General features: G+C 69.2%; 20 protein-coding genes. 13 read left to right on the forward strand and 7 right to left on the reverse strand.

The annotated features are described in order from the left end of the window. Positions 1–16 precede the first annotated feature (16 nt). Both VN461_16755 and tpiA read left to right on the forward strand, forming a co-directional pair. Positions 17–1,201, forward strand: a complete 1,185-nt coding sequence (locus VN461_16755) for a phosphoglycerate kinase (GenBank protein ID HXB56425.1) — start codon at positions 17–19, stop codon at positions 1,199–1,201. 1 nt (position 1,202) lies between these two features. Beyond that, positions 1,203–1,964, forward strand: a complete 762-nt coding sequence (gene tpiA, locus VN461_16760) for a triose-phosphate isomerase (GenBank protein HXB56426.1) — start codon at positions 1,203–1,205, stop codon at positions 1,962–1,964. Here the strand turns inward: tpiA and VN461_16765 are convergent. Continuing rightward, positions 1,949–2,719 (reverse strand): hypothetical protein, encoded by a 771-nt coding sequence (locus tag VN461_16765; protein ID HXB56427.1) that lies wholly within the window; start codon positions 2,717–2,719, stop codon positions 1,949–1,951. The genes tpiA and VN461_16765 overlap by 16 nt on opposite strands. A 64-nt stretch (positions 2,720–2,783) precedes the next feature. Between VN461_16765 and VN461_16770 the strand changes: the two genes are divergently transcribed. The 6 genes from VN461_16770 (at position 2,784) to VN461_16795 (ending at position 8,271) form a co-directional block, all read left to right on the forward strand. Beyond that, positions 2,784–3,692 (forward strand): alpha/beta fold hydrolase, encoded by a 909-nt coding sequence (locus tag VN461_16770; protein HXB56428.1) that lies wholly within the window; start codon positions 2,784–2,786, stop codon positions 3,690–3,692. Between the two features lie 76 nt (positions 3,693–3,768). Then, complete coding sequence (gene secG, locus VN461_16775; protein ID HXB56429.1) at positions 3,769–4,131, forward strand: preprotein translocase subunit SecG; 363 nt, start codon at positions 3,769–3,771, stop codon at positions 4,129–4,131. Positions 4,132–4,511: 380 nt separating this feature from the next. Beyond that, positions 4,512–5,378: a hypothetical protein gene (locus VN461_16780; protein HXB56430.1), complete on the forward strand. Its 867-nt coding sequence runs from the start codon at positions 4,512–4,514 to the stop codon at positions 5,376–5,378. 24 nt (positions 5,379–5,402) lie between these two features. Beyond that, complete coding sequence (locus tag VN461_16785; GenBank protein ID HXB56431.1) at positions 5,403–6,317, forward strand: hypothetical protein; 915 nt, start codon at positions 5,403–5,405, stop codon at positions 6,315–6,317. Between the two features lie 27 nt (positions 6,318–6,344). After that, the gene (locus VN461_16790; protein HXB56432.1) at positions 6,345–7,319 is read left to right on the forward strand and encodes a hypothetical protein; all 975 of its coding nucleotides are present in this window, start codon (positions 6,345–6,347) and stop codon (positions 7,317–7,319) included. 34 nt (positions 7,320–7,353) lie between these two features. Next, a complete protein-coding gene (locus VN461_16795) occupies positions 7,354–8,271 on the forward strand; it encodes a hypothetical protein (GenBank protein HXB56433.1) in 918 nt (305 codons plus the stop codon). 3 nt (positions 8,272–8,274) lie between these two features. Here VN461_16795 and VN461_16800 read toward each other — a convergent pair whose 3' ends face one another. From VN461_16800 to VN461_16820, 5 genes are all read right to left on the reverse strand, one after another. Further along, positions 8,275–10,443, reverse strand: a complete 2,169-nt coding sequence (locus VN461_16800) for a VWA domain-containing protein (protein HXB56434.1) — start codon at positions 10,441–10,443, stop codon at positions 8,275–8,277. Next, the gene (locus VN461_16805; protein ID HXB56435.1) at positions 10,440–10,757 is read right to left on the reverse strand and encodes a Rieske (2Fe-2S) protein; all 318 of its coding nucleotides are present in this window, start codon (positions 10,755–10,757) and stop codon (positions 10,440–10,442) included. Before VN461_16805 ends, VN461_16800 begins: the two co-directional genes overlap by 4 nt. Positions 10,758–10,852: 95 nt before the next feature. Continuing rightward, positions 10,853–11,947 carry a pyridoxal phosphate-dependent aminotransferase gene (locus VN461_16810; protein ID HXB56436.1) on the reverse strand — a complete coding sequence of 365 codons (1,095 nt, stop codon included), beginning with the start codon at positions 11,945–11,947 and terminating at the stop codon, positions 10,853–10,855. Continuing rightward, positions 11,944–13,287 carry an amino acid permease gene (locus VN461_16815; protein ID HXB56437.1) on the reverse strand — a complete coding sequence of 448 codons (1,344 nt, stop codon included), beginning with the start codon at positions 13,285–13,287 and terminating at the stop codon, positions 11,944–11,946. Before VN461_16815 ends, VN461_16810 begins: the two co-directional genes overlap by 4 nt. 57 nt (positions 13,288–13,344) lie before the next feature. Then, the gene (locus VN461_16820) at positions 13,345–13,572 is read right to left on the reverse strand and encodes a hypothetical protein (protein HXB56438.1); all 228 of its coding nucleotides are present in this window, start codon (positions 13,570–13,572) and stop codon (positions 13,345–13,347) included. An 82-nt stretch (positions 13,573–13,654) separates the two neighbouring features. Between VN461_16820 and VN461_16825 the strand changes: the two genes are divergently transcribed. Beyond that, a complete protein-coding gene (locus VN461_16825) occupies positions 13,655–14,176 on the forward strand; it encodes a YkgJ family cysteine cluster protein (protein HXB56439.1) in 522 nt (173 codons plus the stop codon). A 30-nt stretch (positions 14,177–14,206) separates the two neighbouring features. Here the strand turns inward: VN461_16825 and nadA are convergent, their stop codons facing one another. Beyond that, on the reverse strand, positions 14,207–15,295 hold the full coding sequence (gene nadA, locus VN461_16830) for a quinolinate synthase NadA (protein HXB56440.1): 1,089 nt from the start codon (positions 15,293–15,295) through the stop codon (positions 14,207–14,209). Between the two features lie 158 nt (positions 15,296–15,453). Here nadA and VN461_16835 point away from each other — a divergent pair, with 158 nt between their 5' ends. From VN461_16835 to VN461_16850, 4 genes are all read left to right on the forward strand, one after another. Beyond that, a complete protein-coding gene (locus tag VN461_16835; protein ID HXB56441.1) occupies positions 15,454–15,903 on the forward strand; it encodes a hypothetical protein in 450 nt (149 codons plus the stop codon). A 188-nt stretch (positions 15,904–16,091) separates the two neighbouring features. After that, positions 16,092–17,129 carry a tRNA epoxyqueuosine(34) reductase QueG gene (gene queG, locus VN461_16840; protein HXB56442.1) on the forward strand — a complete coding sequence of 346 codons (1,038 nt, stop codon included), beginning with the start codon at positions 16,092–16,094 and terminating at the stop codon, positions 17,127–17,129. A gap of 12 nt (positions 17,130–17,141) precedes the next feature. Then, the gene (locus VN461_16845; GenBank protein ID HXB56443.1) at positions 17,142–18,758 is read left to right on the forward strand and encodes a hypothetical protein; all 1,617 of its coding nucleotides are present in this window, start codon (positions 17,142–17,144) and stop codon (positions 18,756–18,758) included. A 90-nt stretch (positions 18,759–18,848) separates the two neighbouring features. Beyond that, the gene (locus VN461_16850; GenBank protein ID HXB56444.1) at positions 18,849–19,526 is read left to right on the forward strand and encodes a VTT domain-containing protein; all 678 of its coding nucleotides are present in this window, start codon (positions 18,849–18,851) and stop codon (positions 19,524–19,526) included. Positions 19,527–19,979: the final 453 nt, after the last annotated feature.

The raw sequence follows: 19,979 nt of genomic DNA on the forward strand, positions 1-19,979 counted from the left end.
CCGCGGGGGACTCCGGATGCCGAAGCAGACCGTCAAGGACCTTCGGAACCTTCGCGGAAAGCGCGTCTTCGTACGCGCGGATTTCAACGTCCCTCTCACCAAGGGAGCCATCCGCGACGACACCCGGATCCGGGCCTCGCTGCCCACCCTCCAGCACTTGATCCAGGCGGGGGCGCGGCTGGTCCTGGCCTCTCACTTGGGCCGGCCCCCGAAGGGGCCCGCCCCCGAGCTCAGTCTAGGCCCGGTGGGAGTCCGGCTCGCGGATCTGCTGGGCCGGCCGGTGATGATGGCCGCGGACTGCGTGGGTCCCCAGGTTCGGAAGATGGCGGGGGAACTGGCCGAAGGGGACGTTCTCCTGCTCGAGAACGTCCGCTTCCACCGGGAGGAAGAGGCCAACGACCCCGCCTTCGCGGCACGTCTCATCGCCGACAGCGGCGCTGTCGTCTTCGTGAACGATGCCTTCGGCAGCGCCCATCGGGCCCACGCTTCCACCGAAGGCGTTTCCCACCATGTAGAGACCTCGGTCGCCGGGCTGCTCATGGACAAAGAGCTGCGTTACCTGGGGATGGCTTTGGAGGGGCGGGAGCGACCGTTTGTGGCCATCCTCGGGGGAGCCAAGGTCTCGGACAAGATCCAGGTGATCGAGAACCTGCTCCCCCGCGTGGACGCGCTCCTCATCGGGGGTGGGATGGCTTACACCTTCTTCCGGGCCCAAGGCCTGGCCATCGGCAAGAGCCTGGTGGAGGAAGAACGCCTGGAGCTGGCCAAGGGCCTGCTCATCCGCGGCCAGGGCAAGCTCCACCTCCCCAGCGACCATGTCGTGGCCGCGGCCTTCGCGGCCGACGCCGAGCACCACACCTCTCCGGTGACGGAAATCCCCGCGGGCTGGATGGGCCTCGACATCGGACCCCGAACCGCGAGCGCATTCGCCGAGATAGTGGGCAGGGCCAAGATCGTTCTCTGGAACGGTCCCCTGGGGGTCTTCGAGCTCGAGCCGTTCGCGGAGGGGACGCGGGCCATGGCGCGCGCTCTGGCCGAGGGCACGGGCACGACGATCGTGGGGGGCGGGGACAGTGTGGCCGCGGTCACGCAGATGGGCCTCGCGGACCGGATCACCCATGTCTCCACCGGGGGGGGCGCCTCCCTGGAATTCCTGGCCGGCGACCCCCTGCCCGGGGTGGCCTGCCTCGAGGAGGCCTGACATGCGGCGCCCCCTGATAGCGGGCAACTGGAAGATGTACAAGACGATCCCGGAGGCGGTTGCGCTGGCCCGGGAGGTGGCGGCGGGGGCGGGCTCCGTACCCGGGGAGGTGGAGGTCCTCGTCGCCCCCCCCTTCACCGCCCTCCACGCCGTCAAGCAAGCCCTGGGGGTCAGCGCGGTCGCCCTGGGCGCTCAGAACGTGCACTGGGAGTCCGAGGGCGCCTTCACGGGCGAGGTCTCGCCTCTCATGCTGCGGGACGCCGGCTGCACCCACGTGATCCTCGGCCATTCCGAACGCCGCCAGCTCTTCGGCGAGACGGACGAGAACGTGGCTCGTAAGGCGGTGGCCGCCCTCGCCCAGGCCCTCACCACCATTCTGTGCGTTGGGGAGACCCTGGCCGAGCGGGAGTCGGGGCGGACGATGGAGGTCGTGGAGCGCCAAGTGGAGCGGGCGCTGCGTGCCCTCTCCCCCGACCAGGTGGCGGGACTGGTCATCGCCTACGAGCCGGTCTGGGCCATCGGCACCGGGCGTACGGCCACGCCCGCCCAAGCCCAAGAGCTGCATTCCTTCATCCGCAAGCGGGTGGCCACCTCGCACGGAGAGCCCGCGGCGGAGGCGGCCCGGATCCTCTACGGGGGGAGCGTCAAACCGGAGAACATCGGCGCGCTGATGGCCGAGCCCGACATCGATGGCGCCCTAGTAGGCGGGGCCTCGCTGGTTGCCCAGTCCTTCCTCAAGATCGTCCGCTACCCCTCGGCCTGACCCAAGCGGCCCAAGGCGGCGCCGATTCCCCGCTTGGTGTCCGCGCTCACCTTGCCCCCGCGCTCGGTCAGGTAGAACTCGTCGCGCACCCGCTCCCCCGGGGTCTGGATGACGGCCATCTCGATGCTGCACCCCGCTTCCGAGAGGTGCTGGCTGATGAGGTGGAGCAGGCCCAAACGGTCGCGCCCCTCCACGGAGAGCCGGCTCGCGGCGGGGTGAGCATCATCGTCCCACTCAAAGGCGAGCGCGGGGCCAGGGGCCTCTGCGATCTCCGTGCGCTCCCGGAGGGCTTTCTCTAGGTCTTCCTTGCCCTCCACCACGTCCTCCAGGAAAGCCTGGAAGCGGCGGCGCTCCCCCTCGTCCGCGAACCGAGCCGCGCGGTCGGCGAAGCTAAAGGTGTCGAGCACGAGAGCGTTAGCGTTGGTGAAGGCCTCGGCGGCCACGATGTTCATGCCGAAGCAGCCGAGGGAGCCCGCAATGCGCGCGAAGAGAAAGCTCCGGTCCCGGGCCACCAAGCACATCTTCCAGAGCGGGCCTTCTCGGGAAAGAGACGAAATCACCGCGCGTCCGCCCAGGCTGCCCATGAGCGCATAGTGCTTGACGATCTCCACCGGCGACGTGGCCGCCAAGTAACGGTGGGGGAAGCCGAGCACGAAGCGGGTGAAGCGCTCCTCGTCCACGGACAAAGGAAGCTTGCGGAGGAAGGTCCGGACCTCCTCCGGTTCCGTGATGGACAACTCTTCGAAGCGCGGCACGGTCGATCTTTCCATCCGTGGGCGGACCTGTCAAACCTGCCTTCCCACTGGCATCATGGCCGGCATGGACCCCTTGCCGCCCCCCGCCCTTCCCCCTTGGATCGAGGCCATGCTGCCGGGCGGGTTGAGGCGCTGCCGGGTGGAGGTGGGGGGATACCGCATGCACGTGATGGAGGTCGGCCAGGGTCGGCCCGTCCTCCTCCTGCACGGAAACCCCACTTGGGGCTTCCTTTACCGCAAAGTGGCGGCCGCCCTCGCGGGGGATCCCCTGCGTCTCATCATGCCCGACCTCATCGGTCTCGGCTTCTCGGACAAGCCGCGGCGGGGAGCCGAGCACCAGCTGGAGCGGCACGCGGCCTGGCTGGGCGCCCTCCTCGATGGCCTCGATCTCCACGACCCGGTCTTCGTCCTCCAGGACTGGGGCGGTCCCATCGCGCTCCGTGCCCTCGCCGACCGCCCACGCCTGGCCGGAGGGCTGGTCATCCTGAACACCGTGGTGGGCCCACCGCGGCCGGGCTTCCGGCCCACCGCTTTTCATCGCCTGGCCCGCCTGCCCGGGTTGAGCCAACTCCTTTTCCGCGGCTTTGGCTTCCCGCAGAATGCGCTGCACCGTGTACAGGGCGACCCCCGCACCATCCGCGGGAGCGTCGCCCGCGCCTACCGCTTCCCCTTGGCCGGCCTCCGGAACAATGTGGCCCCCCTGGCCCTGGCCCGCATGGTCCCCGACTCCGCCGCCCATGCCTCGATTGCGGCGCTCGCCGAGGGCCAGGCGTTCCTGGAGGGTTTCCCCGGCCCCGTCGCCATCGTCTGGGGCGACCGGGACCCCGTCTTGGGCCGGGTCCGGAGCTGGATCGAGAGGCTCCTGCCCCGCGCGCGGGTGACCCGTACCGAGGCCGGCCACTTCCTGCAGGAGGAGGTCCCGGCGGAGATCGCGGAGGCGGTCCGGTTCGTGGCCGGGCGGGGCTGGCCCTGACCAAGGTGCGCGGGAGGAAGTCTGGTATAGTTAGCGTTTGCGGCAGGGCCCCCCGAGCCCGCCCGGAGACGGGAACATGACAATCGCCTTCTACCTCGTGATGACGCTCCACGTCATTGCCTGCCTCTTTTTGATCGCCGTGGTGCTGCTCCAGCAGGGGAAGGGTCAAGACCTGGCCAGCGCCTTCGGCGGGGGCGGGACCCAGACCGCGTTCGGCCCCCGCGGTTCCGCCAACGTGCTCTCCCGGGCCACCACCGTGCTGGCGGGCGTCTTCATGGTGACCAGCTTGGCCCTGTCGATGGTGAAACCCCGGGCGCGGTCCGTCCTGGACACCGTCCCCTCTGCGGCCCCTCTCGCTTCCCCAAGCCCGGTGGCGGCGGCCAGTCCCAAGCCCCTCACCCCCGCCCCCGCCGCCCCCGCGTCCCCGCCCGCGCGCTGACGGGCTCCGCCGGCCGCCCCCTAGGAGCGCTTGACCGAACAGCGACCCCGGCAGCCGGTTGCGACCAAGCAGAGGCTGCCCTAGGCCATTGGACCTGACTCGGCGTCGGTTGGTGGTAGTGGGGTATCCTGACTCGCCCCACAATTGCGGGCGCTGTGGCCAGGAGGGCCGAAGGTAAAGCACGTCGAGCGTCGACACCCCCGCCGACGTTTGGCTGAAGCCGCGGGAAGCGTGAACGGCACGTTGAGGACGCGGACTCCGACTTGTAGAATGGCCGTGAGCCGGCGCACACCCTCCAACCGCTCGGCCCCGTAGGTTCGTGGCGGGGGAAGCAGCTTCCCCGTCCCTTGTCGGAAGCCGGGCCCCAGGGAGCTCCCATCATGGCCGACATGAACGAGCTGTTGAGCCGGGCCGCCCAGGAGGCCGAGGCCGTGGCCCTGCAGGCAGCCCAGGTGGCGGAGGGGGCGGAACGGTTGCTCGAGCAGGCCACGAGCCTCGGGGAACGTGTCGAGGCCGAGCACGAGGAGGCCCGCCGGCGGCTGGTCGACCTGGAGCGCCACCTGCGGGACGGCCAGCTGGTCCGCCCGGAGACCGCCGCCGCTCTGGCTGCCCTCCGGTCGGGCCAAGCCCGCGACGTCGCCCTGCGGGCCCAGGCCGAGGAGTTCCTGGGCCGGCTTCACACCGAGCTGGCGGGGCTACGGGGCGAGAAGGAGCGGGTGCTCGGCGAGCTGGAGCCCCGGGCCCAGGCCGCGGAGGCGGACGTGGCCGCGTACGCGGACCGCGTCCGGCAGCTCGAGGCCGCAACCGAGGCCCGACAGGAGGCGGCGCGGGCGGCCCTGGGCGCTCTCCGGGAGCAGGCGGCGGCGGCCCGCACCACCCTCCGCGACCGGCGGAGCCTCCTTCTCGCGGAGCTCCGCGTCTTCGAGGAGTCCCTCCGGGAGCGGCTCGACGCCCTTCTGAAGACCTTCGAGGCCTTGGGGCTCGGCCTCCAGGAGCAGGCCCGCGACCTGGCGGGAGCCCTCAATTCCCTTTCCGAGCGCGCGGCCTTGGGCCTGAGGGAGCGCTTCGCTCGCGAAGCCCTTGTGCGCCTGGCCGAGTCAGCGGAGGGGCTGAAAGGGGGGATGAGGGCAGCCGAGGAGTTCGCGCAGGAGCAGGAGCGGCGGCTGCAGAAGGCCTTCGAGACCCTCTCGGACCTGATGAAGGCCACCAACGATAGCCAGAGGACGGTTATACGAAACCTGCGGTAGAGACGAGGATCGGGGAGCGGCCCCATGGCTGAGCTGGACGTCGCCGGCAGTCTGGCCCTGGAGCGGGCCACCGCCCTCCTTCTGGGGGTGGACGCGGCCGAGGCTCGCCTGGCCGAGGCGCGCGAGCGGCTCGCACGGGCGGTGGCCGACTCTGAAGCCGAGTGGTCCCGGCTGGGCGGGCTGGCGGCAGAGGCCGCGGCCGAGATAGCGGCTGAGGCCCAGGAGCTCTTCGGGGAGGGGACGCAGGCCCAGGAGGCCCTCCTCCAGCTCCGGGGGAGCTACGAGCGGTTGGCTACGGAGGCGGAGGAGGAGAAGGAGCACATCGAGGAGGAGCTGGAGGCCTTCGCGGGACGGCTGCGCGAGGTGGATCCCGCACTCCAGAAGGGGCTGGCCGAGGCCGAGCAAGCCGCGCAGGGCCTCCGCGAGCGAGCGGAGGCGCTGGAGGGGGAGCTGAAGCAGGCGCTGGCCGCGGCCGAGGCCGACCTCCATGATGACCTGGCGGGGGAGCTGCGCGAGCTCGAGGACGGCATCCGTGAGCGGACGGAGGCGCTCGGGGCGTTCCTGGTGGGGGAGGCCGTGCCCACCGTCAACGCGGCGGTAGAGGAGCTGCTGGCCCAGCTCCAGGGGGCGGAGGCCTCGGTCCGCGAGTCCCTCGAAGCTGCCGAGCGGACGGTGGCGGAGGGAGCGGAGAGCGCCGTGGACGAGGTCGCGGCCGGACACGAACAAGCCCTAAACGAGTTGGCCGATTTGGGAACATCCCTGGAAACGCTGCTGCACAAGCTGAATGCGCTCGCCGAGGATGGGGGGACAGCGGTCCAGAAGGACGGGGACGCGCTGAACGAGGTCGGACGCGAGGCCCAGGAGAGCCTGAACGCCACCCTCGGTCTGGTAAGGGACGTGGAGGAGACGCTACGGCACTACAGCTTCGTCCATTTCTGAGGCTGCAGGGTCCAAGGTAACTTGCTCATGGCCGATTCCACTCCGCTCGAGAGTCTGGAGCAGTTCCTGGGCCTCCTGGGCGGGGTGCGGGCGCAACTCGAGAGCGCAGGCGCGCGGATCGTCTCCGAGAGCGAGGCCCTCCACGGTGGCGGGCGGGAGGCCGAGGCCGCGCTGGCCGCCTTCGCGGAGACGCTGGCCGCGGGAGTCGAGCGCCTCGATTCTGTGCAACTCGACGGTGTCAATGCGGTGCGGGCCTGGACGGAGGCCCTCACATCCGGACTCAGCGGCCCCCTCGCCGAGGCGGAGCCGCGCCTCTCGGAGACCGGCGACCGGTTCGGACTGGAGGTCGAGTCCGCCCGGGAGGCCCTGGAACGCGAGCGGATGGCCTGGTCCGAGGACCTGGGTGAGCTGGAAGCCACCCTGGGTACGCTGGAGGAAGAGGTGGGTTCACTCGTTCTGTCCACCGACCAGGCCTTCGCAGTCCTGGAGGCCGCGCTCACTCACGCCGCGGAGAGCCTGTCCGCCGCCGTCACCGAGGCCCAACTCGAGGCACAGACCCTGGGCGACCTCGCCGCGGGGGACCTCCTGAGCATTGCGGAGGGTGGATTTCGCGGCCTCACCCTGGAAACCACGGACCGGCTGTCCCCCCTGGAGGAGAACCCCCTAGGGGTGATGGGCCGGGGCGCGCTCACGCGTCTTGAAGAGTCGTCGGAGACCGGGCAAGTCTTCGGCCACAACACGATCGAGAGAAGCGCGGACCTACTCGATGGGGTGGCCCCGCACTGGGTATCGGCCCGGGAGGCAGCCGCCTCCGCCCTTGACCAGGCGGTAGACGACCGGGGTGGAGAGCTCCGGGAGGAGCTGGAGGAGGTGGGAAGCGCCCTCGCCGAGGGAGTGGACGTGAGCGCCGGCTACTCTCCCCTGCTCCCCCAGCTGCCACCGGTCCGTGATGCGGTGGAGAAGATAAGCGAGATGCTGGACGCCATGAACCCGTTCGCTTGAGGACCGAGGATCACCCCCGGAGGCAACCGCCGTCATGATCGACGCCGAAACCCTGAAAGAAACCCTGAGGGCGCTCTCGGAAACCCTCCCCACCCTCTCCCCCCGCGTGGAAGCCCTCATCGCGGACGGGGAGTCGCTGAGGTTGGAGGCGGAGGAGGCGGCGCGGGAGCTGCGGGAGCGGCGGGCGGATGCGGAGCAGGTCTTGGCCCGCGTGGAAGTCGCCCTGGGCGAGCTGCGCGACGGGTCCGTGGCCCGCGGGGCGCTGATGGAGCAGGGCCTGGACGCTCTGACCCCCGCTCTCAATTCCTCTCTGGCGGCCGTGCCCATGGTCGGTCCCCTCGTGGCCCAGGCCACGGCCATCGATCTCACGATCCTGAAGCAGGCTCCGACCCTCCTCCGGGCCGCCCAAGAAGAGGCGGAGCGGGCTCTGGCTTCCCTGCAGGAGGGCGTCAGCACGGGAGAGGCTGCCCTCGGCACGGCGCTGGAGGAAGTGGCCCAGGCCGAGGAGTCTTTCCGTTTGCGGCTGGAGGCCGCGCAGACCGGGCTGACCGAGCGCGTGGAAGTCCTGGTCCAGGCCATGGAGGCGCGGCAAGTGGAGGCCCTGCAGCGACTGGGAACGGCGGGCGAGGTCTTTGCCAGCCTGGAGGCCGACTTCCAGGACCGGCTCACCGCCGTGAACGAGCGGATCGTGCAGGCCCGGACGTCGCAGCTGCTGGACGCGACCCGGGACCGGGCGGCCGAGCTCCAGCAGCAGATCGAGGCCGCACTCTCCCAGATCACCGACACCCTGAAGGAGGTGAGCCACGGCGTGCGTCGCACCCGGGACGACGCCGCCCAAGGGCGCGAGGTCCTCCTTCCCCTTTTTGCAGAGCTGCACCGGCGGCTGGAGCCGCTGAAGCGGGCGGTGCAGTCGGTGAAGGAAGCCGCGGAAGAGGTGGGGGTTCCCCTCTAGGGGCTAGCCTTCGCCGGGCTCCACCGTAAACGGCTCCTTGTCCTCGAGCGTCTTGCCCGAGAGCTCGTCCAGAAGAGTGATCACCATCTCGTACTCCCCGGGGGCGGCGTCCTCGAGCGAGAAGCCCACGCGCCGCATGAGCCTTCCCAGCGACGTGGGGCTGATCGGGGAGGGGCTCACGGCCCGAAAGTTGCTGCCGTCGGGTCCGTGCACGACGTAGCCCATGGTCACCCGGGGCATGCCGGACTTGGGATCCTTGGCCGCACCGTGGACCTCCACATCGCAGAACAGCGTCGCTCCCTTGGCAAAGCTCCGCCGGGAAAGCCGGCCCAGCGGGCCGCCCATGCCGCCGTCGGGCGGGACGTGGCGGATGTCGCTGAGGATGGGGGTGGAGATGCGGAATTTTGACGGGTCCGGCACCTCGAACTCGTGGATCAGCGTACCCACCCGCCCCGAGTTCTTGTCCCGGATTACGACTTTGGCCTGGTAACCCCCGGCGGCCAGCTCGAAATCACGAACCAGGGGATACCAGCTCTTGGCGAGCCTCTCCCGCGTCTGGGGATACAGCTTCATTTCCACGTTCTGGTCGTACCGGAAGTACTCGCCGGACTCGCGGTGAGCCACGACCAGCAGGAGCTCCAGGTTGTCTACCAGGCGACCCTCTTTCTCCTCGAAGGCAAAGCCCCGCACGTCCACGTCGGTGGTCACCTGCACGGCCGCCTTGCCGAGAAGCTTCTCCTCCATCACATAGGCCGACATGCGCAGCGGGATCGCCTCCTCCTCGTAGGGCGAGTCCAGGGCCCTTTGGATGATGGGGTCCGGGGTCCCCGGCTTACGGGCGGGCGGCTTCGCGTCCGTGGCCGCGTAGTAGCCCTTGCGCGCCCGCACCTGGAGGCCCTTCCGGCCGATCAGCTTGAGCGAGATCTTGCGGAACTTTCCATCCCGCGCGGTGTTGGTGGGGTTGTAGCCCAGCAGGTAATAGGCCCGGAGTTCGTCCGCGATGCGCTGGATGCCTTTGGCGAGGTCGTTGGTGTTGCGGACGGTGAAGCCGCCGCTGTCCGCAGCCACGGACTCCGCCCCTTCCGAGGCCTCGATGGTCTCCATGAAGGCGGACCCTATGTCTTGCTCGGGCAACGCGGGCCCGAATTGCGCGGTCATGGCCAGGGGCATCCCTTCCAGCCCGCGGGCATCCAGGAAGTAGACGGCAACGTTGGAGCGGCGGGAGGCTTGGAGGACCCTCTTGAATTCGTCCAGGTTGGGGTCGTAGATGAAGCCCTCGGAGACGAGGATGATCGACTTGCGGCCCTTGGTGGTGCCGAGGGCGTTCAAGACCCGCTCCATCGTCTCCAGGGTGATGCGGTTCTTGGTGGTGGCCGCGAAATACACCTCCGAAGCTTTGCCGGTGATGTAGGGGTCTTCTCCGCCGGCGAGGCTGCTGCTGCTGCCGGTGCTGCTGCCGGTCGGGTTGGAGCCCGCCGCCGGGTTCACCCCGTACGTGTCGTAGCGGCGCTGGACCCGTTGCTGGACCTGGGCGTCGCGATACATGTGGATACGCATGGCTTCGTAGTCGGTCATGCGGTCGTTCGACGTGTCGGGGATGTAGCGGCCGTCCAGGCGCTTCACCAGGGTCAGGAGCTCGTCGCGTCCCGCCATCATCTTCGTGCTCCACCAGGCGCCCCCTCCCGTGGCCACCACGCTGACCCGGTCTCCCTCCCGCACCCCGTTCTTCAGGAATTCCCCGACCGCTCCCTTGGCCCGGAGGGCCATGAAGGGCGTGAGGTGGATGTCGTCGAACACAACCACGAAGGTCCGGGCGGTGCGGACGTGGGGGTCGGTGTTGGTGGAGACAAAAGGACGGGGGGCGGGGTTCGCGGGGGGAGGCTCGGGGGAAAGTAAGATCGTCTCGAAGCTGGTGATCGTCTGGGGGACGCCGTCCTCGGTGATCTGCATCTCGTCCTTGGTGAGGTCGGGGACGGGGTTGCCTTTCTTGTCCGTCACCACCGCGTCCACCGTCACCAGCTCCACCTGGCTCGGGAAGGAGGGGGCCGGCTCGGCAGCGGGGGAGGGCGAGGGACTGGGCGGGGGCGAGGGGCGGGGCGGGGGTGAGGGCGGAGCCTGGGCGAGGACCAGGGCGGGAACGAGGAGGATGAGGGCGAGCCAGCCCCGGCTCATCGGGAAGGCTCCAGGTTCACCAGGACTTGCCCGTCTTCTACCTTGACCTCGTATTGGACCACCTTGAGTTCGGGATTCATCACATTCTCCCCGGTTGTCACGTCGAAGCTCCAGCCGTGCCAGGGGCAGGTCACTCGTGGCCCCTCGACGAAGCCCTGGCCGAGCGGCCCTCCCCGATGCAGGCACGTGTTGCCGATGGCGTGAAAGCTACCGCCCACGTTGAAGAGGGCCACCGCCCTTCCCCCCAGACTGATCTCCGTCCCCGTGCCGGGGGCGAGGTCTGAGGCGGCGATGGCTCTAATGAATTCGGACATCGACTCTCCCCAAGAAAAGACTCCCTTTTGAAGTCTACAACAGGGTTTGCTCCCCCGTTGCCAACCCCACCCGGCGGCCCGGCCTGAAGGCGTCCTCAGGGAGACTCAGGGGCCTCTTCCAGGGCCCGGCCCAGGCGCTCGAGGCCCGCGGCCAGGATGGGGGGACCGCAGCCGAGGGCCAACCGGAAATGGTCGGGCAGGCCGAAGAAGAGCCCGGGGGCTACGGTGGTGTCGTAACGGTCGCGGAGTCGCGCGCAGAGTCCGTCCACGTCGCCCCTCAGGAGGCGGGGGAAGGCGATCATGCCCGCGTCCACGGGAAGGGCCGATAGGTCCGCCCGGGAAGCCAGGAACCGGTTGACAACGTTGCGGTTGGTCTCGAGCAGTGCCCGGGCCCGGGCCGCCACCCGGTCCAGGTGCTCGAGGGCCACCACGCTCAGCCGCTCCGCGGGATGGGCCGGCACCACCCCGAAGAGATCGTTGAGACGCCACATACGCCGAACAAGGTCGGGATCGGCCAGGGCCCAGCCACACCGCAGCCCCCCGAGGCCATAGGCCTTGGTCAGGCTGGAGGTGGCGACGAAAGCGGGGCCGAGGTGGAAGGCCGAGCGCGTGGGCCGGCCGAGGACGGCCAAGGCCTCTCGGTAGACCTCGTCCACGAGCACCCGGGCCCCCACGCCTTGGGCGATTTCCCCCACCGCTCGGAGCGTCTCCTCGCTGGCGAAGGCGTTCGAGGGGTTGTGGAGGTTGGTGAGGACGACGATACGGGTCTTCGGCGAGATGGCGGCCGCCACTGCGTCGGGCTCCAGGCGGAAACCCTCCTCGCTCCGCCGCGGGAAGCGGCGGACCACGAGTCCAAGGTAGCGCGCGGCATCCACCAGCAGCGCGTAGGTGGGATGCTCGATCAGGACCTCGTCGCCGGGCTCAGCCGCGCTAGCCAACACCAGGAGGTTGGCCATGGACGTGCCGGTGGCGGCCACGACGTGGTCGGGTGTCGTCCCCGCCCTCTGCGCCAAACGCTCCTGGAGGGGCGGATAGCCGTAGAAGCTGGAGCCGGTCAACTCCAGGTCCTCCGGGCGGACGGGCAGCTCCGCCAGCGGATAGGCCTCCACTCCGCTGGAGGCCAGGTTGAAGCTGGCCCCCGAACGTGTCTTGGCCCACTCCATGTAGTCGGAGGAGAGGACCCGGCTCATGGAGTGGCTCCCCGATTCCGCCAGAAGAGGTAGGCCGGGATCCCGGCCAGCAGGAGGCCCAGCCCGATCAGCGCGTTTGTGGGGTAGCGGTAGACGGTGTTGAGTACCACCAGCCAGGATGCGGCCACGAAGAACCCGGTGGTCCAGGGATGACCGGGCGTGCGGAAGGCACCCACCTCGCCCCGGTGCCGGAAGACGAAGAGGGCGGCCCCGGTGAGGCCAAAGGCGATGAAGTCCACCGAGACCACGTAATTGAGGATTTGCTCATAGCGGCCGGAGAGGGCAATGACCATGGCCAACACGCCCTGAAGCGCAATCGCCACGACCGGCACGCGGGTCCGGGGATGCAACCAGCCGACGCTCCGAAAGAAGAGCCCGTCCCGCGCCATGGCGTAGTAGACGCGGGGAGCGGTCAAGATCCCCTGGCTCAAGAAACCGAGGGTGGAGATCGTTATCCCCACTCCAATGAAGACCGCCCCCCGCTCGCCCAGGGCCTGGCGCATCACCGCGGAAGCGGGAGCACGGGTGGCGGCTAGGCCTTCGGGGCCCAGGACGCGGAGGCAGATCAGATTGACGGCCAGGTAGAGCCCCACCACTCCGACCACCCCGAGGAGCAGGCCCCGGGGAAGATCCCGCTCTGGCCGGCGCAGCTCCCCGGACACGAAACTCGAGGTCTGCCAGCCGCCATAAGCGAAGAGTGTGGGCACGAGGGCGGCCCCCATCGCGGTCAGGAGGTCGAAGGAATAGGGCCGATCGAGCACGGGAGTGAAGCGCGCGCGCGATCCTTCGACGAAGTAGATGCCCGCCGCCACCATGGCGACGATAGCCCCGATCTTCAGGACCATGAGCGCGCTCTGCAGGCCGCTCCCCGCCCTCACCCCGAGGCAGTTGACGGCGGTCAGCAGGGCCAGGACGAGAACCGCAACCGCACCGTCCGCGAGGGGCGCGTGGCTCAGTTCGTGGAAATAGCGCGCGAAGGTGACCGCGACCGCAGCCATGCCTCCGCTCTGGATCACGAGGAGCAGACACCAGCCGTAGACGAAGGCGGCCGCGGGGTGAAAGGCCTCGCGGAGGTAGGCGTATTGTCCTCCCACCTGGGGGCGCAGGGAGGCCAGCTCCGCGTACACCAAAGCGCCCACCAGCGCGATCAGGCCTCCCAGGACCCAAGCCCCGAGGATGAGGGCGGGCGTGCCCACCTGGCGGGCCACCACGTAGGGATTGATGAAGATGCCGGATCCCACGATTCCGCCCATGACGAGCATGGTGGCGTCGAACAGGCCCAGCCGGCGGACGAGGTCGGGGACGCCGCTGACCGGAGCCGGGGGGAGGGGAGGCGCCATGGGACGCTCGACTCTATCCGCCCCTACTCGCGCCCGCAATTGAGGCTCGCGCGCAGGTCAAGGGCCCGCCGAGGGTCCCACCCTGACCGCGGTGGCCAAGGCGTGACCGTGGCTAGCGGTCGCCACCAACCAGGTGGCGTCCGCCTCCGCCAACACGCGATCGCGTGCGGTCTGGATGTCCGCGGCGGGGAACTTGCCCACGCCGTAGACGGGGCGCAGGCTCCGGAACGCGATATGACCCGTGAAGGGATCGGTCCGTCGTGGCCGACCTTCTGCCGCTATCATAGAGCCTGCGAGGCAACACCCCGGGTAGGTCCATGCGACGGGATTCGTCCAAACGCGGCCGGACGCGAACGGTGGCCCCCCTGTGAGGGACGGGCCTGGGCGGCGCGCCCTCAAGCGCGTGGCCCTTTGGAATTTCACTCTAAACATAGGGTTGAACCGGGTCTGGCGCCGGTGGCGGGCGGGCGCCCCCTTCCGGCTGGGCGGGGAGTGTCGCCGGTGCGCGCGGTGCTGTGAGGCCCCCGCCATCCAGGTGGGACGGCCGACCTGGTACTCGCGCGCCCTCCGACACCTCTTCCTCGCCTGGCAGGAGCGCGTGAACGGCTTCGTGCTCGTGGGCCGCGACCGGGAACACCGGACTTTCATCTTCCGCTGCACGCACTTCGACCCCACCACACGGTCCTGCGACAGCTACGACTCGCGCCCCGGGATGTGCCGCGATTATCCGCGCGCCCTCCTCTGGCAGCCGTACCCCGTGATGCTGCCGGGGTGTGGGTACCGGCCGGTGGCCGCCAACGTCGACGGCCTTCTGCGCAGCCTAGAGGGGCAATCGCTCAGCCCGGACCAGCGGGCAAAACTAGTCGAGGGCCTGCGCCTGGAGAAGTAACGATGGCGGGGCTTGCGCTCCGCAGCGCGATCAGGTGATGGCCAGCATCCGATCGAGGGCCGTGCGCGCCTCGCGGGCCGTGGCCTCCCCAACCCGGACAGGGTTCCGTACCTCGCCCTCCAAAAGGCCCTCCAGCACCCACAGCAGGTGGGGAGGGTCGATGCGAAACATGGTGCTGCAGAGACAGAAGCAGTCGTCCAGGCTGACGACCTGCCTCGCCGGGGCCACCTCTCGGGCGAGGCGGTTCACCATGTTGAGCTCCGTCCCCACGGCCCACCGGGAGCCCACGGGGCTCTCCCGAACGGTCCGCAGGATGCCCTCCGTGGAGCCGATGGCATCCGCCCGCTGCGCCACCTCGAAGCGGCACTCGGGGTGGACGATGACCTTGACCCCGGGGATCTCGCGCCGACGACCGTCGACCATGTCCGCGGTGAACCGATTGTGCACCGAACAGTGGCCCTTCCAGAGCAGCACCCGGGCCGCGTGGACCTCCGCCTCCGTGAGGCCGCCCGCATCCTCGTAGGGGTCCCAGATCGGCATGTTCTCCAGGGGGATGCCCATCCGATACCCGGTGTTGCGGCCCAGGTGCTGATCGGGGAAGAAGAGTACCCGGGGTGCCCGTCGGAAGGCCCATTCCAGCACCGCGCGGGCGTTGGAGGATGTGCAGACCGCGCCACCGTGGCGGCCCACGAACGCCTTGAGCTCGGCGGAAGAGTTCATGTAGGTGACGGGCAGGACCTCTCCCCCCACCACCGCGGTCACGTCGTCCCAGGCCGCTTCCACTTGGTCGATGGCCGCCATGTCCGCCATAGTGCAGCCCGCGCCCAGATCGGGAAGGAGCACGGTCTGGCTGGGGGCGGAGAGAACATCCGCCGATTCGGCCATGAAGTGAACCCCGCAGAACACGATGAACTCGGCATGCGGGCGGGCGGCCGCGGCTTGGGCGAGCTTGAAAGAGTCGCCGGTAACATCAGCGTGGACAATCACTTCATCGCGCTGATAGTGGTGACCGAGGACGACCAGGCGCTCTCCCAGCTCCCGCTTGGCACGGACGATCCGCTTCTGGACCTCGTCCGTTTGGGCGGCCAGGATGGGCTCGGGCAGGGCGACTTGCATCATTCCAGCAACACCGCTCTCGATTATATCCGGGGCGGCACCGGGAGCGGGACGCTCCCCGACCGCCCCGGAGCCGATGGCGCGGACTTCACGCCGGGTCCGGCCGTGGCCTTCTCAAGGCCGGCGTCCGGAGCGACGAGCGCTCGGCTATACTCGGGGCCGTGGCCTCCTTCTGGGAGATTCCCGAGGGCGTGCGCGTGCTGCCGGACGGCGCCTGGCGCGTCGGCGGCTTCCCCATCATTCACACCCCGTCCCTCCGTCATCTGAAGACCCGACTCGTCTTCGACGATGGGGGGGCCTTCATCGCGGACGGCTCCCAGCGTATGCCGGTGACCGTGGAGGGGCCGCCCTTCGAGGTCATGAGCCTGGTCCTGGATGGGACGAAGGGGGAGGTGCACGCGCTCCTCGACGACGGCACAGAAGAGGTCGTGACCGCCGGCTCCCTCTCCATGAACGAGGAGAGCGGGCGCTTCGAGTGCCTGGCCCGGGGCGGGCGCTGCCGAGCCGTCTTCTCCCGGGCCGCCCACCAAAGCCTGCTCGACAACGTCGCCGAAGAGGAAGGCCGTTTCTTCATCCGCGTGGGGAGCCTCCAGATCCCGATCCACACCTAGCCGCTATACTCTCTGCATGTTGCTCGGCGCCCACGTTATCCACCGCGGGGGGCGTGAACCAGTCGTCGGGGCAGGGGCGGGACATCACCGCCGACGCTATTCGGAGGCGCCGGGCCCTATCCCGGTCTGAAAGAGGAAGCTCACGCTGGTCCGCGGCCTGGTGCGGCGCGGGCGCGGCAGGGCATGAGATGGACCCTTTCGCCTTGGCGCTGCACGCCAAGAGCCTGGCCCGGGAGAAGGGCTTCGACCTCGTCGGGATCGCCCGTGCCGACGCGCCCCCTGAGCTGGCCTTCTTCGCGGAATGGATCGCCCGCGGCCACGCCGGGGAGATGAGCTACCTCACGTCCCAGGTCGCACGTCGCCAGGACCTGCGGGCGGCCTTTCCTTGGGCTCGTTCGCTGATCGCGGTGGGCCTGCAGTACGACACCCCCTATCCGTACTCCACGGAGGTTCCGAGCGACCGGGGATGGATCGCTCGCTACGCCTGGGGAGACGACTACCACGACGTGATGAAGACGATGCTGGAGGGGCTGGTGGAGGCCCTCCGTCAGGAGGCCGGCTCCTTCACCGCCCGCACTTATGTGGACACGGGACCAGTGGTGGAGCGCGCCTACGCGGCGGCCGCGGGGCTGGCGGCCTGGGGGAAGAATACCTGCCTGCTGCACCCCGAGCACGGTTCGTGGTTCTTTCTGGGGGAGGTGGTGACAGACCTCGATCTGCCTGCGGACGCTCCCCGGCCCGACCTCTGCGGGAGCTGCACCGCGTGCCTCGAGGCCTGCCCCACCGGCGCCTTGCCCGCGCCCTATGTCCTCGACGCCCGGCGCTGTATCAGCTACCTCACGATTGAGGTGAAGGGTGCCTTGCCCGAGGAACGGCGCGCCGACCTGGGCCGCCACGTCTTCGGTTGCGACATCTGCCAGGACGTCTGCCCTTGGAATCGGAAGCGGCGCCAGCGTGGCGGTCCCGCCTTCGCGCCGAGGGCCGGCCTGGCGGCTCCGGATCTGGGTGACCTCGCCTCGCTCGACGATCCGGCCTTCCGCGAGCGCTTTCGCCGGAGCCCGGTGAAGAGGGCCCGGCGCCGCGGCCTTCTGCGCAACGTGGCCGTCGCCCTGGGCAACTCGGGTGACTCCTCCCGAAAACCCATCTTGGAGACGCTGGCGAAGGACGAGGACCCTCTCGTCCGCGAGCACGCGCTCTGGGCTCTGCGCCGGCTGGGGGCGTGCTAGCCTAATCGCCGCTTGGAGGACCCGGGAGTCGCTCGGCGCCTCGACGGAAGGGACGCGTTCTGCGTCCTCGCCCTCCTCCTTTTCCTGGGGACCTACGTCCACTTTCAGATCGACCTCGCGGGACGGCCCGAGGAGGACGCGGCCATGCTCCTCCGCTACTCCCAGCACCTGGCCCAGGGATACGGCGTGGTCTGGAACGTGGGCGAGAAACCGGTGGACGGGGCGACCGACTTCCTGTTCATGGTCGCGGTGGCCGCTCTGCACCGGGTCGGCCTCCCCCTCGAGGGGGCGGCCCAGGCGCTGGGCCTCACCGCCCACGCCCTCACCGTGATCGGCGTCTTTCTCTCAATTCGCTCGCTCTTCGGCGGAGGGCGGGCGCTGGCCCTCCTCCCCGCGGTCTTCCTGGCCGTGGGCCCGGGCCTGCGCCACCTGGCCGCCTGCTACGGAACTCCGCTTTTCGCGTTGGCCGCGCTCACCGCCTGGTATCACGCCCACCGCCTCCTGGCCGTGGAAGTCGAGGAGCTCTCGGGCTCGTCGCTCTTCTTCGCCCTGGCCTCCCTCGCCATGGGTTTGGCGCGGCCGGAGGGAGTGTTCCTGGCCGGGTTCATGCTTCTGGCCGTTCTCTACGGGCGTCGCGCTCCCGGTACGTCCAGAATCCTCATCCCCTTCCTGGGCATCTTCCTGACCCTGGGCCTCGCCTATTTCCTCTGGCGCTGGAGCTACTTCGGCCACCCCCTTCCCAACCCCTTTTATAAGAAGGGCGCCGGAGTCCTGCATTGGTACTCCCTGCGCCAGTCGTTCAAGAACCTCGCGGCCCTCGGCCCTCCCTTCCTGCTCGTTCTCGTCGTGGGCCTGTGCCTGAAGGGGCTCCGGCGGTGGGCTCTCTTCGCCCTCCTCCCCGTCCTGACCTTCACGGCTCTCTGGATCCTGATCTCCGACGAGACCAACTACGTGATGAGGTTCCGGTATCCCATCCTGCCCCTCCTGCTCGTCTCCTGGGTGCCGGTAGGGCAGGGCCTCCTGGAGAGGGTCGGAGGGATGAGGACCGTGGCTCACCGCGGGGCTCTGGTGTGGCCCGTTGCTTTGGCCGTCATGACCGGCCTCGCCCTCTATCAGCACGCCCTCTATCGCTACGTCGCACCTCGCCGCATGGGGCTCTACGACGCGGCCCTCCTCCTCCGCGAATACCGAAGACGGAACTACGGCCTGGCCACAACCGAGGCGGGCCTGCTGCCGCTTTATTCGACCTGGCGGACCCTTGACGCTTGGGGCTTGAACGACCCCGTCGTCGCCCGCGGCGGTCTCAGCCCGGAGTATATCGACCGCTATGGGCCGGAGGTCATCCTCTTCCACGCATATTTCTCCCCCGCCGTCCCCACGAGCGGGGAGCGGGTGGAGAACCGCTCCCTGGGGCCACGCTGGTACCAGATGGTGATGACCCTCAAGAACTACGCGGAGCACAACCATTACGTGCTGGCGGCCTGCTTCGGCCGGAATGCCTACGACACGCACTACTACTACGTGCGGTCGGGCTTCTCCGAGAGCGCAGAGATCGCGCGGCGGCTCCGGGCCCTCGACTACTACTGGGACGGCGAGCCGACCGTGGACTTCACGGACTCCCAGCCCTGACCGGCTCAGCCCAGCCGCGCGCCCGGACCACCCAGGGGAGGGTGCTAAGATGCCCCGTTTGGCGACCGCTCACTAAGGAAGGATGGAGGATTGGACCGGATCTGGGAATTCGTCGGAGAGGTCTTCCGCCGGCTCTATAACGTTCCCGAGCTCATCCGCCTGGGCGGGATGGGGGGCCTCATCCTCGTCGTCTTCTGCGAGACCGGCCTCATGGTCGGGTTCTTCCTTCCCGGCGACTCCCTGCTCGTGACGGCGGGGCTGTTCGCGGCGCGCGGCGACCTCGACATCATCTACCTCAACCTGGCCCTCATGGCCGCGGCCGTCATCGGGGACGCTACCGGCTACTTGATCGGCTACCGCCTGGGTAAAGCCCTCTACCGCCGGCCCGACTCGTTGCTGTTCCGCCGCGAGCACCTGCTGAAAACCCAACGCTTCTATGAGCGCCACGGGGGCAAGACCATCATCATCGCCCGCTTCATGCCCATCGTCCGTACCTTCGCGCCCGTGGTGGCGGGAGCGGGGGAGATGACCTACCGCCGGTTCGCGGCCTACAACGTGGTGGGGGGTGTGGCCTGGGTGGCGAGCATGACCCTAACCGGCTACTACCTGGCCCGGGCCGTACCCGACCTGGAGAAGCACATCCATGTCGTGGTGGCGGTCGTGATCTTCCTTTCGTTGCTGCCCGGGATCATCGCCTGGCTGCGGGAGCGGCTGCAGCCCAAACCCTCCGCGGGGCCGGCCAGCCCCGCCGACAAGAGCCATCTCTAGTCCAGAGTCACTCCGCGGGTCAGATGGATGGTCACTTCTTGGGCCAGCTTGGCCAAGGACCAGCGCGAGCCTGGTGCCCTCGGGGACCCTCACCGGGTCGAGCCTCAGCAAGGATGGAAACGATCGCGCCGGCTCATCGGTTCGGGCCGGCTTGCCCGTCTTGGAAGAGGTCGCGCCCAATGTGCCCTTCTCGCCCTCCGCACCTCTTGGTGGGCTCCAGGCAACCGGCCAGCCCCGCCAACGCCACCACCGTCCACAATTCCCTGACGCGTCGCATGGGGGGCTCCCGGGGGGAAATTCTGCCCCCTCACTCACGGTTCCAAGATAGCTTGCTTTTAGTCCTACCCGGGTGCGGGGAATCACGCCCGAATTACGACTCCGGCGGGTAAGAGAACCGCTTCGGCATTTTGGACGAGTCGGGCCGAGCTCATTTTCCCCTTGAAAGGCCAGGCC

This window comes from Vicinamibacteria bacterium, from assembly GCA_035570235.1.
Lineage (GTDB): Bacteria > Acidobacteriota > Vicinamibacteria > Fen-336 > Fen-336 > DATMML01.

What these genes read in the sequence shown, in the direction of transcription:
- VN461_16755 (HXB56425.1), top strand. Translation starts at nt 17, where the DNA reads ATGCCGAAGCAGACCGTCAAGGACCTTCGGAACCTTCGCGGAAAGCGC.
- tpiA (HXB56426.1), top strand. Translation starts at nt 1,203, where the DNA reads ATGCGGCGCCCCCTGATAGCGGGCAACTGGAAGATGTACAAGACGATC.
- VN461_16770 (HXB56428.1), top strand. Translation starts at nt 2,784, where the DNA reads ATGGACCCCTTGCCGCCCCCCGCCCTTCCCCCTTGGATCGAGGCCATG.
- secG (HXB56429.1), top strand. Translation starts at nt 3,769, where the DNA reads ATGACAATCGCCTTCTACCTCGTGATGACGCTCCACGTCATTGCCTGC.
- VN461_16780 (HXB56430.1), top strand. Translation starts at nt 4,512, where the DNA reads ATGGCCGACATGAACGAGCTGTTGAGCCGGGCCGCCCAGGAGGCCGAG.
- VN461_16785 (HXB56431.1), top strand. Translation starts at nt 5,403, where the DNA reads ATGGCTGAGCTGGACGTCGCCGGCAGTCTGGCCCTGGAGCGGGCCACC.
- VN461_16790 (HXB56432.1), top strand. Translation starts at nt 6,345, where the DNA reads ATGGCCGATTCCACTCCGCTCGAGAGTCTGGAGCAGTTCCTGGGCCTC.
- VN461_16795 (HXB56433.1), top strand. Translation starts at nt 7,354, where the DNA reads ATGATCGACGCCGAAACCCTGAAAGAAACCCTGAGGGCGCTCTCGGAA.
- VN461_16800 (HXB56434.1), bottom strand. Translation starts at nt 10,443, where the DNA reads ATGAGCCGGGGCTGGCTCGCCCTCATCCTCCTCGTTCCCGCCCTGGTC.
- VN461_16805 (HXB56435.1), bottom strand. Translation starts at nt 10,757, where the DNA reads ATGTCCGAATTCATTAGAGCCATCGCCGCCTCAGACCTCGCCCCCGGC.
- VN461_16810 (HXB56436.1), bottom strand. Translation starts at nt 11,947, where the DNA reads ATGAGCCGGGTCCTCTCCTCCGACTACATGGAGTGGGCCAAGACACGT.
- VN461_16815 (HXB56437.1), bottom strand. Translation starts at nt 13,287, where the DNA reads ATGGCGCCTCCCCTCCCCCCGGCTCCGGTCAGCGGCGTCCCCGACCTC.
- VN461_16820 (HXB56438.1), bottom strand. Translation starts at nt 13,572, where the DNA reads ATGATAGCGGCAGAAGGTCGGCCACGACGGACCGATCCCTTCACGGGT.
- nadA (HXB56440.1), bottom strand. Translation starts at nt 15,295, where the DNA reads ATGATGCAAGTCGCCCTGCCCGAGCCCATCCTGGCCGCCCAAACGGAC.
- queG (HXB56442.1), top strand. Translation starts at nt 16,092, where the DNA reads ATGGACCCTTTCGCCTTGGCGCTGCACGCCAAGAGCCTGGCCCGGGAG.